This is a genomic window from Sessilibacter corallicola (genome assembly GCF_021290925.1).
Classification (GTDB): Bacteria; Pseudomonadota; Gammaproteobacteria; order Pseudomonadales; family Cellvibrionaceae; genus Sessilibacter; species Sessilibacter corallicola.
This window is the reverse complement of the sequence record NZ_JAJSLX010000002.1, coordinates 490,393-505,661: the sequence shown is the minus strand read 5'-3', so window position 1 is coordinate 505,661 and position 15,269 is coordinate 490,393. Positions and strand designations below refer to the sequence as shown.

Here is a 15,269-nt window from a genome sequence, read left to right as displayed (position 1 = left end):
GTACCGTGTTAATAATAATTTAGTGGTCCGAATTATATAAAAACTAAATTACTTGGTCTTTTCAGTCAACATCCCAGCATCGATAATAAAATCAATGATTTCCTGTAAACCCTGCTCAGCTTTTAGGTTGGTGAACAAGAACGGGCGTTCGCCGCGTTGAGCTTTTGCATCGCGATCCATAACCTCAAGCGAAGCGCCCACCAGCGGTGCTAAGTCGGTTTTATTGATAATTAATAAATCCGACTTGGTAATGCCTGGCCCGCCTTTACGTGGAATCTTATCGCCTGCGGAAACGTCGATAACGTAAATGGTTAGATCGGATAATTCAGGGCTAAAAGTAGCACTGAGATTATCACCCCCACTCTCGACGAAAACCACGTCGAGATCACCGTGTTTATCGATAAGATCGTCGATGGCGGCGAGATTCATGGATGCGTCTTCACGAATGGCCGTGTGTGGACAACCGCCGGTTTCAACACCAATAATTCGATCTGCGGTTAACGCTTCGTGTTTGGTTAAAAAATTAGCGTCTTCTTTGGTGTAGATGTCGTTGGTCACAACCGCAATATCAAAGCGATCACGCAATGCATTACACAAAGCCCTTAAAAGTGCTGTTTTACCAGAACCTACCGGACCACCTACGCCTACTCGTAATGTTTGTTTTTTCATACTGAATACAATCTTATCTTTTCAAATCTATCAATTAAATTAGCAGTCTCAGCTTCTAAATAAACGTGAGTACTGTGTTTCATGCAAACTGCTCGCGAGAGAAAGTCCCGGTAAGTTTCCACCAATATCATCGTCTTGAATTAATAGCGATTCATTAACCGACGCGGCTAACATCGGTTGTAATTCCAGCAATAATTGCTGGGCAACAGTTTGGCCTAACGGCACCAATTTAATGGCCGCCGCAATTTGATTTTCCAACCAAGTCCAACCAAAACCCATAACCGCAGCTTGTTGTTCAATATTCCAATGGGCACAAACGTAAGCGAATAGCACACAGAATGAGATATCTCCAGATATGGGTATTGAGATATCCAAACTTTTTAACAGGCGTTTTAACGCCGCGCCCATTGCTGTATCAGCAACATACAGCTCATGAGTTTCTCGACTGGCCAGTAAATATCGATTCCAATAATTTAATTCATCATTGTCTTGGTTTTCGGCCGCATGAAAAGCGCGAATAAAACACGGGAAATCTAATTTCTCTAAAGAGTGTGCAATTTGTGTTTCTATCCAGGTTTTTGTGTCTGTAGAATTGGCCACCCAATTTATTTCACACGCAGTTTCTAACCCCTGAGAGAAAGCAAAGCCACCAACGGGTAAATTTACGCTACACAATTGCAGTAATTTCAATAAACTCAAATCAGTGATGGTGATGGCCATGACCATAAGCACCCGATTCAGGAATAAAAACTGCGATCTCTTGTTGAGTGTGCAAGCCTAATTGCTGCAACATTTCTTCTAATACATGATCAGGAGTAATTCGTAACCAGCGCTCACCAATTTGGATTTTCACGTGTCGGTTGCCAAGATGATAACAAGCCGCAGAAAATATTGACCAATCGTCACAGGTTGCCAAAACAACGTTTTCAGGTGCGCCCTGAACAACCACGATTTTTCCGCACTGACTTTTTAGATATTCACCAACTTGCAATGCTTTTCCGCGATCTAAAAAAATTCGTACCTCGGTTCCGTCTTCGGCAAACGCTTTTAACCGGCCTTTGTCTCTTTGCTCATGAGTCAACGATAAAGTAACGTCGACGGATTCATGACAGTGAACGCCTAAACGTTCGTATATTTCTAACATAAAATTTCCAACTAAAATAAATTATACAAACGCGCTAACGGCAAAGACTCGGCCGGCTCACAGGTAAGCAATACACCGTCGGCTTTTACTTCGTATGTTTGTGGATCGACTTCAATATTTGGTTGCCAATCGTTGAGTTTCATATCACTTTTAGAAATCGTGCGAGTGTTTTTGCAGGCGACAAGCTCACGTTTTAATTCCAGATTTTCAGCAATGTTATTATTTAGTGCCGCTTCACACACAAACGTGACCGAGAGCTTAGACGCCGCCAACGACTGACTGCCAAACATGCCCCTGTAGTGCACCGGCTGCGGCGTTGGAATGGATGCATTCGGATCTCCCATTGGGGCGGCAGCAATAAATCCGCTTTTTAAAATCATGGACGGTTTAACCCCAAAAAAAGCGGGCTTCCATAATACTAAATCGGCAAGCTTACCGACTTCTATGGAACCAACTTGCTCCGATACTCCGTGGGTAATCGCAGGATTAATCGTGTACTTAGCGATGTAGCGCTTGGCTCTTAAATTGTCGGAATATTCACTGTCACCATCCAACACACCACGCTGCACTTTCATTTTGTGGGCGGTTTGCCAGGTGCGACAAATCACTTCCCCCACTCGCCCCATTGCTTGGGAATCGGACGAAATCATACTGAACGCGCCTAAATCGTGAAGGATATCCTCGGCGGCAATGGTTTCTTTTCGAATTCTAGAGTCAGCAAAGGCGACGTCTTCGGGAATACTGGAATCCAAATGGTGACACACCATCAACATATCCAAATGTTCATCGACGGTATTTACCGTGTAAGGTCGCGTTGGATTCGTGGATGAAGGTAAAACGTTGCTCGACGATGCAGCTTTAATAATATCTGGCGCATGGCCACCACCGGCACCTTCGGTATGATAGGTATGAATCACTCGGCCTTTAAACGCGTTTAAGGTGTCATCGACAAAGCCAGACTCATTTAACGTATCGGTATGAATTGCCACTTGCACATCGTACTCTTCGGCAACCGACAAACAACAATCAATCGCCGCGGGCGTGGTTCCCCAATCCTCATGCAATTTTAATCCGCAGGCACCGGCTTCTAATTGCTCACGCAGCGCCTGTGGTTGACTCGCGTTACCTTTCCCTAAAAAACCAAAATTCATCGGCATGGCGTCGGTAGCTTGCAACATTTTACCGATGTTCCAAGGGCCCGGCGTACAGGTGGTCGCGTTGGTGCCCGTAGCCGGACCCGTGCCACCACCTATCATTGTGGTAACACCTGACATCAACGCTTCTTCAACTTGCTGCGGACAAATAAAATGGATGTGAGCATCGATAGCACCGGCTGTTAAAATCGAACCTTCACCGGCAATAATTTCCGTCCCAGGGCCGATAATAATCGTCACATTTTCTTGTACATCGGGATTTCCCGCTTTGCCGATCGCCGCAATATTACCGTCTTTAATTCCAACGTCGGCCTTAATAATTCCCCAATAATCGAGAATTAACGCGTTGGTAATAACAAGATCCATGGCAAATTCGTTCGTAACTTGGCTTTGTCCCATGCCATCACGAATGACTTTACCACCACCAAATTTAACTTCATCGCCGTAAACGGTGTAATCTTTTTCAACGTTAATCCACAACTCTGTGTCGCCCAAACGAACAGAGTCTCCCACGGTGGGGCCAAACATTTGTGCGTAACCGGCTCGATCCATAGTCGCCATGACTGTCTCTCCAGGTCATTAAAATTAGATGTAAGTCAGGTAGGATTTAAATCAACGAATTAATCCAACACACCCATCACGTCGCCACGAAAACCATACACCTCGCGTTTACCGGCGTAAGCCACTAATTCCACGTCTCGAGATTGGCCGGGTTCAAATCTGACTGCGGTGCCCGAGGCAATATTTAAGTGAAAACCCCGAGTTTTTTCTCGCTCAAAAATTAACGCCGGATTGACTTCAAAAAAATGATAATGAGAGCCAATTTGTACCGGCCGATCGCCACTGTTTTCTACCGTAACGGTTACGGTACTGCGACCTGCATTTAACGCAATGTCGCCTTGCGTTGTGCGTATTTCACCAGGAATCATAATAAGCACCTGTCTTAATTAATAGGATCGTGAACGGTGACCAGTTTTGTGCCGTCTTCGAAGGTTGCCTCAACCTGAACCTCATGAATCAAATCTGCCACGCCATCCAATACTTGATCCGCTTTAAGCACTTGCTTGCCATAGGCCATTAATTCGGCCACCGATTTACCATCCCGAGCACCCTCGATAATTTCCATCGTGATATAGGCCACGGCTTCGGGGTAATTTAATTTCAAACCGCGATTCAATCGGCGTTCGGCCAACAGTGCCGCAGTGAAGATGAGTAATTTATCTTTTTCTTTCGGTAATAATTCCATAAGCCACTCGAATAGCGTTCATCGGTCCCATGTAAAAAAACCATTAAATAAAAACATTTTTAACAGGACCATATTCTCGGTAATACTGCTTTGCGATTCATTAAAATAGGACGCACCACTTTCCAGACCTCAGTCATTAACTGTCGGGCCTGCTCGGCGTTATTCCCTAAGTAGCGGGTAATCAACCATTGACCACGCAGTGTAGACGAAAAAAGAACGTCGTTACTATGCGTAATATTACGAATATCATTTAGCCATTGCTGATCTGATGGGCCATTGACTAACTCCTCATTAAACGGCCCAGACACCATAATCCCATTCACATTTTTCCCTTGAAGCCCAGTCATCGTTTGTTTAAAACACTTATCGGAACCGTCAAAGCTGAATTTATCAATTAATACAGGCAGCTTGTCTTGCCATATTTCTAAGGACTGTTTAACACCGCCGCTTAAAAATGGTGCAGTTTTTTCCGAAAGACCATAGCATGCAATTTCCCAACCGATAAAATGACAGTTGTTATTGCTGCTTTTTGGAAGGTTAACAATCGTATTCACCTCACTGAAACTGTCAGGGTAATAAATGGATTCTTGCGGCAACCATTCAGCACGGCTGTTTTCGGATAAATTAATCGTAACCACCTGCTTTTGCAGAGTTCGGTCTTCACGGGCCTTATAGACACGAAAGGCACCAGGGGCTGTCAATAATGCCGAGCTGCCGGTATCGACATCGACATCAATCGTTAAAGAATCCCCAGAGACCAAGCCTCCAGGCGGATGCAATAAGTACACATGAGGAAGATCTGGGCCTTCGGGATAAAACGGCTTTTGCACCGATAGCGGGCCTTGATGTTCATTTTTTGTAAGTCGCGCACCACGATGGGTCTTTTCGAATTTTAAATACAAATTGGCTTGCCAAGAGGACGGCAGGCACGTGGCGTTAGCACTTTGAGAGTTCAACATATTCGCGGGCATCGATGGTAAGTATTTTCACTTGTTATGAATTAATTATTTTAAATTAAACGACAAAATAATCATGGCTTGCAAGATCGCAAACTGTTTTGTCGTGTTTGTTAAAGCAAGAGCATTACCACCTTATTCGCCCATAAAATGATAAATTTTTGATCGTATTATTTTAATGATGTGTGTTAGGCTTTCTACGCGTACAAAAAATCAATCGCACAAGCCCTTCTCTTTAATTTAATTCGCACTCTTCGTTAACACTAAATCGCAGAATACCTTTAAGAAAAAACCTTAATACTTTTTAAAGCAAACCCTTAAAACAGTGATTCCAGTTGTTTTGTATACAACAAAAGGGGTTTTGTTTATTAACGATCCACCGCCGATTTATTAGAATTGTCTGGCAAAGTTTTAGCGATCTAGACGATGGTTGAACGCCTCAATCGTTGCGAAAAGTGCTGTAATATTCAAACCAAGGTGGCTAAGCTAAGAAGAGAATGCAGGAACAACAATAATGACTAAAAAATTACATTTTTCTAATTTACACGATTACCATGAGTATCTTGGTATCGCTGCCCCTGAACACCCAATGTTCTCCGTTATCAACATGCAATCGGACACCTCCGACGAAATCACCTGCACCACGGATGATATTGAGATGAGTACTGATTTTTATTCGATCAGTATCAAGCATATTTTGTCCGGAGACATATACTACGGCCGAACCCAATACGATTTTAGAAACGGCAGCTTAATTTGTTTCGGACCACGACAAGCAATTCGCACAAAAGGTGTAAGAGCAAAAACCCATGGTCGCTCTATTGTGATTCACGAAGATTTTTTGCGCGGCACCTCCATTCAAAAAAGCATGCGTGAGGCTAATTATTTTTCTTACGCAGTCAATGAAGCGTTGCATTTATCACCCAAGGAAGAAGCACTAGTAACCGGCATTGTCGACACATTAGAACAAGAGTATTTACAAAACCACGATGCTTTTAGTAAAGACATTATGGTTTCACAGCTGAATACTTTATTAACCTACGCAGAACGTTTTTATCAACGTCAATTTCGCCAACGAAAAGAAAGCCAAACCACCTCATTGAAAACACGATTTTACAACACGCTTCAAGCGGCAGCTTTAGAGCACATGCCTAGCGTGGAAGAAATCGCCAATCAGCTCAACATGACCTCACGCTACCTCAGCGACGCTCTAAAATTAGAAACCGGTCACACCGCGTTAGAGAACATTCATATCTACCAGATTGATCGAGCAAAAAATTTACTGCTCGGTTCCGAAGATTCGGTTGCTACAATTGCTTACGCACTTGGCTTCGAATATCCGCAGTATTTTTCTCGACTTTTTAAAAACAAAGTTGGTATGACTCCCACCGAATACAGAGAGACAACCAAACATTAAAAAGCCATTAATTACCGATTATCTTTTTATTAGTAATAAATAATTAAATCCGCAATTTCTAAAAGAGTTACACGATTAACTCTTACTATTGTTTAAAAGAATCACCTGATACATTGTGATTACAACATTAATGCATTCAAAAAAATCACAATAAGTAATTTACGTTTATTCCTAAATGTTACTTGGGTGCGATTTAGCGAGCATTCACAGCTGAACTATGCTTTATAAATCCACCCCGTGATAAATCTCAGGAGTAATTGTGAAATTACAGACGCTTATTGATGGCGCAACAAATCTGCCCAGTGTTCCCAAAATCATCCAAGAATTAATCGAATCTTTCAGCAATGACGATTTCGACATTGATGAAATTGCCAAGAAAGTCAGTCAAGACCAAGCACTGACAGCAAAAGTATTACGCCTGGCCAATTCTGCAAAATTTGGCGGCAACAGAACCATAGGGTCGGTCAACGATGCCATCGTTCGGATGGGGTTCGACGCACTGCGCACGTTGGTTTTGGCCTCGGGATTGACCTCAACGTTTAAAGCACCACCAGGGTTTGATCTGAAAAACTTCTGGCGGCGCAGCTTCATGGTGGCAAATCGGGCTAAATGGGTTGCCAATTACACCAAGGAAAACTCAGAGGTCGCCTTCACTTGTGGCATGATCCACGCCATCGGCGATTTGTTATTACACATACTCTTGCCCGATCAGGCCAACGACATCGATTCACTCGCTCAAAAAGGCGCATCGAAAGAAGAGCTGCAAAAGAATCAACTCGGCTTTGATTACACAGAAGCGGGCGAAGAATTAGCCATCCGATGGAAATTTCCCAAGGTTATTTCCGATGCCATACGCTGGCAAAATCACCCAGAAGAGCACGAAGAAGAAGGCGCAGCACTAGCATCTGTAGTGAACATAGCCATCTATTTAACCAACCACGCTGAGGAAGACAAACAAACGTTACTGGAATCTTTTCCTTCAGATTTGGGTAATACGCTGGGAATAAACCTTGTTGAGATGCTCGGTAGCATTGATCAACTGGATGACGTTGACGCCGGTATTGACGAGCTTATAAGCTAGCGCTTGTTTGCACTATCCAATTTTCCATATCCGAACCGGATACTTCCTAACTAGCGAACTCGAGTAGTTTGGGGTTCGCATTTTTAGTGCTAACACGCCTTTCGTTGATTTCCTCTGACAAAGAAATCGACGAAAAGCCTGATTCTATTGCTATTGTTCCTTGCTTTTACTCCTCGCTTATAGCCTTTCCCACACGCTCTTATGATGCTACACCGCGACTCCTGCCAGCGTTGATGCATCAATATTCGGTTTTTCGCATGCATACAGCTATTCCAGTTCGTATATCGATACATCGATTACACGTCGTTTCGACAATTCTACGAGGAATGACAAAATCCTCAAAAGTGTCCAATAACAGTTATTAATTTGTAATAAATAACCCCTTAAAATTGTCTTTAAAGGTTAGCAAAATAGTGAACGCTCAACCTTGATTGCACCTTTCGTAAGAAAACCGTAAAAACGGGTGTGAGAATACCTTTTTGATACCAATCGAAATTTGTATAATGCAGCGCATTTTCGATAACGGTAGGTGCAAAAAGCATTAAGTACCCGCACAGTGCAAACGTATATGCGGGAAGAAAGAACACAATCATTCAAAATTTGAGGCGCTCACCTTGAACATTCAAAGCTTATCGACTGAACAATTACAATCTCTCGAGCAAGAGCTAACTGCAGAATATAAAAGCTTTCAAGCTCAGGATTTAAAGTTAGACCTTACCCGTGGTAAGCCTTCCTCAGAACAACTCTCTCTATCCGACTCACTGGACGGGATTCTTACCGGCAATTACAAAAATGAAGACGGTACAGACACCCGCAACTACGGTGGTATTGACGGCATCATTGAGATGAAACGTTTGGGAGCCGCAGTTCTAGGCGTTGAGCAAAATGAAATTCTTGTCGGCGGTAACGCAAGCCTGACCTTGATGTATCAATGTGTCTTGCAAGCCTACCTGTTCGGCTTCGACGGCCCAGATTCCGCTTGGAACAAAGAAGAAAAAGTGAAATTTGCCTGCCCTGTACCAGGTTATGACCGTCACTTTAGTATCTGTGAAGCCTTCGGCATTGAAATGGTCAACGTTCCAATGACCGATACCGGCCCAGACATCGAAGCGCTAACCGACCTAGTTAAGTCTGACCCAAGCGTTAAAGGTATTTGGTGTGTGCCTAAATACTCGAACCCAACCGGCATCATCTACAGCGATGAAACCGTCGCCGCCATCGCAGGTCTTGCTAACATTGCCGGTCCAAACTTCAAAGTTTTCTGGGACAACGCCTACATCGTTCACGATCTTGTCGCGAATCCTGGCACACTTGCCAATGTTATGGCTAGCGCGAAAGAGCAAGGCACACAGGACAGCATCTTACAATTCTGTTCTACCTCAAAGATCACCCACGCAGGCGCGGGCGTAGCATTTTTAAACGCTACTGAGAAAAACTTAGCAACATTCAAAAAGTCTCTGGGCATTGCCACAATCGGTCCAGACAAAATCAACCAACTGCGCCACGCGATTTTACTGCCCAACATGGATGCCTTAGCCGCACACATGCGCAAGCACGCTGAAATCCTAAAACCACGCTTTGACTTGGTACTCAGTGCCTTGCAAGAAGCGTTCGGCGATAACGATCTCGGTTCATGGGAATCACCAGAAGGCGGTTACTTTATCTCTTTCGATACCCAACCGGGTTTGGCAAAAGAAGTCGTTTCCCTCGCGGGCCAAGCGGGCGTTAAGTTAACTCCAGCTGGTGCGACCTTCCCGTACGGAGAAGATCCAAACGACCAAAACATTCGAATTGCTCCGAGTGTTCCAACCTTGCAAGAAGTTGAAAGCGCAATGCAGATTTTTGTGAATTGTGTGAAGCTTGCGACCGTTCGCAAAGCGCTCGCGTAAGCATGCGTTATTAATACCGCTGGTATTGCTAGAAGCCTCTATTTCGAGGTTTCTAGCGTTTCTTCTATACCTGCTTATATCTCCCCTAGATATGTGCTTCTAAATACCTAGCCTTAAATACCCATTCATAGGCACCCATTCCTAAACACCCGGTCTTACACATCCGTCTCAAGTTCTCTTCCCACTCTCTCGAAGTTATCCCCTGTCGAAGTTATTCGCACCTCTGTCGAGTTCACATTAGCCGATGCCGGAAATACTGGTATGCTCGTACCGTGTAAATGTATGGTTGGGGAATTTAGAGGCTAGAATTAACTCCAAGCGTACAAATTCTATGAATCTGTGGGCATTGCCACAGTCAGAATCTATTGCAAGAACCAGAGACAGCATCACCAACCCGGAAAAGTTCTTATGTTGAAAGCCATCACGTCTATCGCAGCAACATTAATTTCTCTCAATGCACTGGCGCAACAGCCATCAGAGGCATCGATTGAATCTCTCTTTGAAGTTATGAACTCAAAGCAACTCGTCGAAGATTCACTCGTTAAAATTGATGCAACACTGCAATCGTCTCTAAATCGATCGCTAAAAGGCAAACCTGCTACGGCCTATCAAATCGGCATTGTTAAACAAGCAAAAGACGATATATCGGCGTTAATTCACAATCGGTTGAGCTGGCAAAACATGAAACCCGTGTTTATTCAGTCGTATCAAAAAACGTTTAGCCAAGACGAAATAAATGGAATTTTAGAGTTCTATCAAACAGACGCCGGAAAAGCGCTACTCAATAAATTACCCACCGCCATTAATACCAGCGTTGAATTAATGGAAAGCCAATTAAAAGATATGTCACCAGAAATTGATAAAATTCGCCAGGCGGCCATCGATAAAATGAAAGGTGTAAATGCAAACCCAGATCTAGAGGTCGGCAAAGGTATTAATAACGAGAAAGCCAGACCACCACATCACTGACTGATTGTTTTTCCCTTTTTAAAAAGAAAGCTCTGATTAAAACCGAAGTAAAATCAGAGCTTTCTATGGAGATTAAAAAAATCAATAACGTCATCATTTAATGACTAACAATAATATTAATTTCTTATTTTTCTCTCATCTTTTGTTACAGGCGCCGTAAAGAATTCCTCAACGTTAGGGTGATCAAGGAAATCTACTTGCCAATCATTGGTTGGGAAGCTTAAAACAATCGCCAAAGTTTTATTGCTCACATTCGCAAATGCGTGCGGTGTTAACGCCGGAATATTAATGACAAACGGCCCACGAACGACAAATCTTTCATCACCAATAATATAACGCACCAACTGACGTGTATTCACAGTATGACTGACTTCAACATCGTGCGTATGCAAAGGAGCACCGCTACCAGGTTCCGTAGAAGTCATGGCAATGGTCATTTCTGAGAAACCGTGGCGTTTGCCTTCGGTGATACGTACGTATTCACCCGGAACCGGATTAATAATTGCCATTTCGCTTTGAGTAATTACAGAGTCCTCAATATCATTTTCGTCAGGCAAATCGTAATACGGCGGCAGAAGGCTTCGAACGATGGGTGTATAGTCGTGATTCGCTTCGTGCAAGTTATAAATTTCACGCCCTGGAAGTATTTCCTTAAATAACTGCCCAGTTTCGGTGACAACATCACCGTCCAAAGCATCTTCAGGACCGTAAGTTACTTCTAAACCTTTAGACCCAGCAATTGCCAACGAAGACATCAAAGAGAACGCTGTCATTGCAAGTAGATTATTTTTTCCTAGTTTCATAGCTGTTTCCTTCCACTTTAAATTATTTATATTTTTATCTAACACCCTTAAATTAATAATTAATAAATAAAAAATCAGCAGCACAAACAGGCGTAATTTACGGACAAGAATTTAATTTTAATAAACCATCAATAAATTACAGACGCAGAATTTCACCCCCAGAAAAACTGGAATCAAATAAAATTTTATACAAACCGTTTATTTAAAAAATAGCCCGCAGCGCAAACTGATAAATTACACGCAGAAACTAACCGCCAGAAAATCGAACTGGAATTAACACTCGGACATTAAATACTAGATCTAACCACCCGAAGAGAAAGCCAGAATCATAAGACGAAAATTACATGCAGGATCAACTTTCAGAAGAGACACTGAAAATTAACATTGTATTAATTTAAGAAAAATTAATTTAAGAAAAACACCAATGTACTACGTTTTCCGCTCAGAAGAACCTTTATCAATTCATCGAAGCAAAATAAGTGTTTCACAAATTCTTATGAGAACACAACATTTTTTTATAAGAAAAATAAAAAATGAGACTCTAAGAGATAAAAATTTGATGAAAGTTACATTTTTATTTTTAGACTATAAAAATAAATTTTGATCATCTTCAATTCTTATTAACAAAATAAATTTTTAAGCAAAAAATAAAACTGGTGAAAAATTTAATTTTTAAAGCACCAAGAAACTATTTTAATAAATATAACTTAAAAGAAATAAAAAACTATTATTTCCAATTCAACAACAAACAATTACAAAAATAAAAACATTAAAAAAAACAGACACCCAACCAACAGCTTTACAATTATTTGAATCAGAATTACTCGATTTAACAAAAAATTAAAAAATGAGAAAAAATAATTTGCAAAAACTTCAATCAAAAAAATTACCACACACAACACCAAAAAAAGCAGCAAACAAAGAAACAACCAAAAACTTGTGGAAAAGATATTGTTATCTAATTTTTATTGGAGAGAAATTAAAAGAAGAGATTTTTAAAAAGAAAAGTAAGCGTTAATTTTTGGTGTTCATATAATAAGTGGCGGCTTTCGACCGATTACCACAAAGATCCATAGAACACCAACGACGTTTACCCGAGCGAGAAACATCTAAAAACATTAACACGCATTTGGGATTTGCACAGCGCTTAAGTTTGGTAAGTTGAGACGATGAAAGTAACAAAGCGGCTTCAGTTGCTACATGGCCAAGCAACATATCGACCGACAATTCGTGATACAGAGGCGACATGACAAATTGCCCCTCAATTTCTTCAAGGCGTTTTTCGACAACCCCTTTTGGCAACCATTGATTCAAGATACCAAGCGCGTCCGTTGGCGCAGGCTCATCATCGAGCTTAGCGCTAAACAATGAACGAATTGCATCTCTTAACTCTTTAACCGAACCCAAACGACAAGGTCCGTCAACGTCGATATGAACACTTAAGCCGGCGGAGCGCCCCCAGCGAATTAAGTCATCGACATCTTCTAGCAGTTCTATCTCATTGCCGCGGTCAACAATACTGGTATTGATGAAGTCGACAGCAAGATTATTTGCCAGATATAAAAAGTTTACTTCCTGATTTTCCATTCTAACCAGTTTAAGCACTGTTGACAGGTTATGCAAGCACTGATAATTTATAACCGTTCTAAACACCTTTTAACGGTTATAAATCACCTAGAGGCACACTATGTCTAAATGCACCACCCCCTTACGATTCTTATTAACAGTGCTAATCTTCGTCAGCGCAGCAAGCGCCCAAGCGCTATCGGGCGACGTACGCTATGGCACAGAGAAAGTCGATGGCCAGGAGATCTTTTTCCGTGAAGCTGGCGACCCGTCCAATCCAGCGATTGTTCTATTGCACGGATTCCCGTCTTCTTCTCATATGTATCGAGAATTATTGGCCTCCCTGTCTGACGACTACTACTTGATTGCACCGGACTACCCTGGATTCGGTAACAGTAGCTTTCCTTCTAAAGAAGAATTCACCTACACCTTTGATAACCTAGCCAAAGTCGTGAATACCTTCCTTGAGAAGAAAGGCGTCAAGAAATACTCCATCATGATGCAAGACTACGGCGCGCCAATCGGCTTCCGCATTGCCGCAGCAAATCCAGAGCGAGTTCAGTCAATCATTACCCAAAACGGTAATGCCTATGAGGTAGGAATTAATAAAGATTCTTGGGCTCCCATCATTCAATATTGGTCAACTCCAACCAAAGAATTAGGCGCAATCATCGAGAAAAATGTATACAGCGCTGATGCGATGAAATGGCAATACACCCACGGTACGCGCAACCCAGAATCGATTCTTCCAGACAACTGGATTTTGGATTACGCCAACATTTCACGCCCAGGACAAACAGAAATCCAATTGGCGTTGTTCTACGATTATCAAAATAACGTTAAATTGTACCCACAATGGCAAGCGTATTTGAGAAAAGAGCAACCACCGGTCTTGGTTGTGTGGGGTAAAAATGATGCGTTCTTCCCAGAATCAGGTGCAGAAGCATTTAAGAAAGACGTGAAAGATATTGATTACAATATTTTAAATACCGGACATTTCGCCCTGGAAGAAGATCACGCGATCATCTCAGAAAAAATTCGTCACTTTTTAGCAAAACGAAAAATTAAATAATTAATAGATAATCAATTTAAAACCGCGCAACAGTTATGTGGTTTTAGGGTGTTTAATACCAACCAAAGAAATTCCGCAGCTTTTATAAAATAATTAACGCACTCTGGTTGCCTTAAAAAGCAATCAGAGTTTTTTTGTTTAAGCGTCGGAAAAAGAAAAAGAATTAATTTTGTAGAAAACTGCGTGTTAGGCGAGCAATGATGGTGGGTTTTGCCGCATGCAACCAATGACCGGTTCCAGAAACAATTTTTAAATCGGCATTGGGAAAACGACTGCCAATGGCTTCGCGGTGATCTGGAGAAATGTAATCGGACTCAGCGCCTTTTAAAAATAAAACTGGCCCTGTGTATTTTTGGTCGTGTCGGTTAGGGCCAATAATATTACGATAATTCGAATGCAATGAATCCACATTAGCGCGCCAACCAAAACTGCCATCTTCCGCTTTATATAAATTTTTCAAAATAAAGCTTCGAACCTGCAATTCTTTGATAAACGACTTTAAGTGCTCATCCACCTCAGCGCGGGATGTGATTTCATTTAAATTGACGGATTTTAACCCGGCAAAAATGTGTTCATGGCGCGGTGTTTCATAATCCACTGGGGCAATATCAGCAACAACAAGAGACTTAACTCGGTGAGGGTGCGTCAAAGCCAATTCCATCATGACTTTACCGCCAAGAGAATGCCCCCACAAATTTGCCTGCTCAATGCCTTGGGCATCGAGAAACTCAACCACGTCTTGCGCACAGTCGGCCAATGTCATTTCGTCGGTATTACCCGAGCGGCCATGATTGCGCATATCCAGACTGTAAACCGTAAATTCATCGGCCAGCAGTTTTGCAATGCCAGCCAAATTTTCTAGCGAGCCAAATAAGCCATGCATCATGATCAAGGGTTCGCCTTGATCACTGAACTGTTTAAAGTTGAGCTTCATGAAAACATCCTACAGACGAAAGTCGGGATTAATCGTTTTTGGGAGCTTGACCTGGAAACGGCAAGGTTGCGATCTTATCCGTAGATTTTACTTCACTAATTTTACTGGTTCCTGACTTTTCGACTTCATCAATGCGAATTATCGCTTGCATAGGAATATACGAGCGCTTCACATCAGCAAACTCAGCTTTTAATTTTTCCTCTGCTGGATCAACCACGATTTGAGCGCGTTCGCCAAAAACAAATTCTTCCACCTCAATAAAACCGTACATTTCACTTTGGTAGATAGCCTTGGCAAAAATCTCATAAACCTGTGATTGGTTGTAAAAAATTACTTTGTACACGGGGTCCTTACTCATGCATGTATCCG

General features: G+C 42.2%; 17 protein-coding genes. 6 read left to right on the top strand and 11 right to left on the bottom strand.

Annotated features, from left to right (window positions below; translation table 11 throughout):
• Positions 1-48: 48 nt before the first annotated feature.
• The 7 genes from ureG to LU361_RS09475 are packed head-to-tail and all read right to left on the bottom strand — an operon-like array spanning position 49 to position 5,172.
• A complete protein-coding gene (gene ureG, locus LU361_RS09505; protein ID WP_233088610.1) occupies positions 49-669 on the bottom strand; it encodes an urease accessory protein UreG in 621 nt (206 codons plus the stop codon).
• Positions 670-717: 48 nt separating this feature from the next.
• On the bottom strand, positions 718-1,389 hold the full coding sequence (locus LU361_RS09500; RefSeq protein WP_233088609.1) for an urease accessory protein UreF: 672 nt from the start codon (positions 1,387-1,389) through the stop codon (positions 718-720).
• Positions 1,370-1,813 (bottom strand): urease accessory protein UreE, encoded by a 444-nt coding sequence (gene ureE, locus LU361_RS09495; RefSeq protein WP_233088608.1) that lies wholly within the window; start codon positions 1,811-1,813, stop codon positions 1,370-1,372. Before ureE ends, LU361_RS09500 begins: the two co-directional genes overlap by 20 nt.
• Positions 1,814-1,824: 11 nt before the next feature.
• The gene (ureC, locus tag LU361_RS09490) at positions 1,825-3,528 is read right to left on the bottom strand and encodes an urease subunit alpha (RefSeq protein ID WP_233088607.1); all 1,704 of its coding nucleotides are present in this window, start codon (positions 3,526-3,528) and stop codon (positions 1,825-1,827) included.
• 59 nt (positions 3,529-3,587) lie between these two features.
• On the bottom strand, positions 3,588-3,896 hold the full coding sequence (locus LU361_RS09485; RefSeq protein ID WP_233088606.1) for an urease subunit beta: 309 nt from the start codon (positions 3,894-3,896) through the stop codon (positions 3,588-3,590).
• Between the two features lie 14 nt (positions 3,897-3,910).
• Positions 3,911-4,213: an urease subunit gamma gene (locus LU361_RS09480; protein WP_233088605.1), complete on the bottom strand. Its 303-nt coding sequence runs from the start codon at positions 4,211-4,213 to the stop codon at positions 3,911-3,913.
• 59 nt (positions 4,214-4,272) lie between these two features.
• Positions 4,273-5,172 carry an urease accessory protein UreD gene (locus LU361_RS09475; RefSeq protein ID WP_233088604.1) on the bottom strand — a complete coding sequence of 300 codons (900 nt, stop codon included), beginning with the start codon at positions 5,170-5,172 and terminating at the stop codon, positions 4,273-4,275.
• Positions 5,173-5,683: 511 nt separating this feature from the next.
• On the opposite strand from LU361_RS09475, the gene LU361_RS09470 reads away from it, so the two are divergent.
• From LU361_RS09470 to LU361_RS09455, 4 genes are all read left to right on the top strand, one after another.
• Entirely contained in the window at positions 5,684-6,586 is a 903-nt protein-coding gene (locus LU361_RS09470) for a helix-turn-helix domain-containing protein (RefSeq protein ID WP_233088603.1), read from the top strand.
• A gap of 259 nt (positions 6,587-6,845) precedes the next feature.
• Complete coding sequence (locus tag LU361_RS09465) at positions 6,846-7,667, top strand: HDOD domain-containing protein (RefSeq protein ID WP_233088602.1); 822 nt, start codon at positions 6,846-6,848, stop codon at positions 7,665-7,667.
• 614 nt (positions 7,668-8,281) lie between these two features.
• Positions 8,282-9,556, top strand: a complete 1,275-nt coding sequence (locus LU361_RS09460; protein WP_233088601.1) for an aspartate aminotransferase type Ic — start codon at positions 8,282-8,284, stop codon at positions 9,554-9,556.
• A 408-nt stretch (positions 9,557-9,964) separates the two neighbouring features.
• Entirely contained in the window at positions 9,965-10,525 is a 561-nt protein-coding gene (locus tag LU361_RS09455) for a DUF2059 domain-containing protein (RefSeq protein WP_233088600.1), read from the top strand.
• Between the two features lie 116 nt (positions 10,526-10,641).
• Here LU361_RS09455 and LU361_RS09450 read toward each other — a convergent pair whose 3' ends face one another.
• A complete protein-coding gene (locus LU361_RS09450) occupies positions 10,642-11,328 on the bottom strand; it encodes a cupin domain-containing protein (RefSeq protein WP_233088599.1) in 687 nt (228 codons plus the stop codon).
• 847 nt (positions 11,329-12,175) lie between these two features.
• Between LU361_RS09450 and LU361_RS09445 the strand changes: the two genes are divergently transcribed.
• The gene (locus tag LU361_RS09445) at positions 12,176-12,346 is read left to right on the top strand and encodes a hypothetical protein (RefSeq protein WP_233088598.1); all 171 of its coding nucleotides are present in this window, start codon (positions 12,176-12,178) and stop codon (positions 12,344-12,346) included.
• Here LU361_RS09445 and LU361_RS09440 read toward each other — a convergent pair.
• On the bottom strand, positions 12,343-12,915 hold the full coding sequence (locus LU361_RS09440; RefSeq protein ID WP_233088597.1) for a CGNR zinc finger domain-containing protein: 573 nt from the start codon (positions 12,913-12,915) through the stop codon (positions 12,343-12,345). The genes LU361_RS09445 and LU361_RS09440 overlap by 4 nt on opposite strands.
• A gap of 100 nt (positions 12,916-13,015) precedes the next feature.
• On the opposite strand from LU361_RS09440, the gene LU361_RS09435 reads away from it, so the two are divergent.
• Positions 13,016-13,966, top strand: a complete 951-nt coding sequence (locus tag LU361_RS09435; RefSeq protein ID WP_233088596.1) for an alpha/beta fold hydrolase — start codon at positions 13,016-13,018, stop codon at positions 13,964-13,966.
• A 163-nt stretch (positions 13,967-14,129) separates the two neighbouring features.
• Here the strand turns inward: LU361_RS09435 and LU361_RS09430 are convergent, their stop codons facing one another.
• Positions 14,130-14,900 (bottom strand): alpha/beta fold hydrolase, encoded by a 771-nt coding sequence (locus LU361_RS09430; RefSeq protein WP_233088595.1) that lies wholly within the window; start codon positions 14,898-14,900, stop codon positions 14,130-14,132.
• Positions 14,901-14,928: 28 nt separating this feature from the next.
• On the bottom strand, positions 14,929-15,258 hold the full coding sequence (locus LU361_RS09425; RefSeq protein WP_233088594.1) for a DUF1820 family protein: 330 nt from the start codon (positions 15,256-15,258) through the stop codon (positions 14,929-14,931).
• Positions 15,259-15,269 lie beyond the last annotated feature (11 nt).

Excerpts from the sequence above, each read along its gene's own strand:
- LU361_RS09450 (WP_233088599.1), bottom strand. The coding sequence starts at position 11,328 with ATGAAACTAGGAAAAAATAATCTACTTGCAATGACAGCGTTCTCTTTG.
- LU361_RS09485 (WP_233088606.1), bottom strand. The coding sequence starts at position 3,896 with ATGATTCCTGGTGAAATACGCACAACGCAAGGCGACATTGCGTTAAAT.
- LU361_RS09430 (WP_233088595.1), bottom strand. The coding sequence starts at position 14,900 with ATGAAGCTCAACTTTAAACAGTTCAGTGATCAAGGCGAACCCTTGATC.
- LU361_RS09475 (WP_233088604.1), bottom strand. The coding sequence starts at position 5,172 with ATGTTGAACTCTCAAAGTGCTAACGCCACGTGCCTGCCGTCCTCTTGG.
- LU361_RS09470 (WP_233088603.1), top strand. The coding sequence starts at position 5,684 with ATGACTAAAAAATTACATTTTTCTAATTTACACGATTACCATGAGTAT.
- LU361_RS09425 (WP_233088594.1), bottom strand. The coding sequence starts at position 15,258 with ATGAGTAAGGACCCCGTGTACAAAGTAATTTTTTACAACCAATCACAG.
- LU361_RS09445 (WP_233088598.1), top strand. The coding sequence starts at position 12,176 with ATGAGAAAAAATAATTTGCAAAAACTTCAATCAAAAAAATTACCACAC.
- LU361_RS09480 (WP_233088605.1), bottom strand. The coding sequence starts at position 4,213 with ATGGAATTATTACCGAAAGAAAAAGATAAATTACTCATCTTCACTGCG.
- LU361_RS09440 (WP_233088597.1), bottom strand. The coding sequence starts at position 12,915 with ATGGAAAATCAGGAAGTAAACTTTTTATATCTGGCAAATAATCTTGCT.
- LU361_RS09455 (WP_233088600.1), top strand. The coding sequence starts at position 9,965 with ATGTTGAAAGCCATCACGTCTATCGCAGCAACATTAATTTCTCTCAAT.
- LU361_RS09500 (WP_233088609.1), bottom strand. The coding sequence starts at position 1,389 with ATGGCCATCACCATCACTGATTTGAGTTTATTGAAATTACTGCAATTG.
- ureE (WP_233088608.1), bottom strand. The coding sequence starts at position 1,813 with ATGTTAGAAATATACGAACGTTTAGGCGTTCACTGTCATGAATCCGTC.
- ureG (WP_233088610.1), bottom strand. The coding sequence starts at position 669 with ATGAAAAAACAAACATTACGAGTAGGCGTAGGTGGTCCGGTAGGTTCT.
- LU361_RS09435 (WP_233088596.1), top strand. The coding sequence starts at position 13,016 with ATGTCTAAATGCACCACCCCCTTACGATTCTTATTAACAGTGCTAATC.
- ureC (WP_233088607.1), bottom strand. The coding sequence starts at position 3,528 with ATGGCGACTATGGATCGAGCCGGTTACGCACAAATGTTTGGCCCCACC.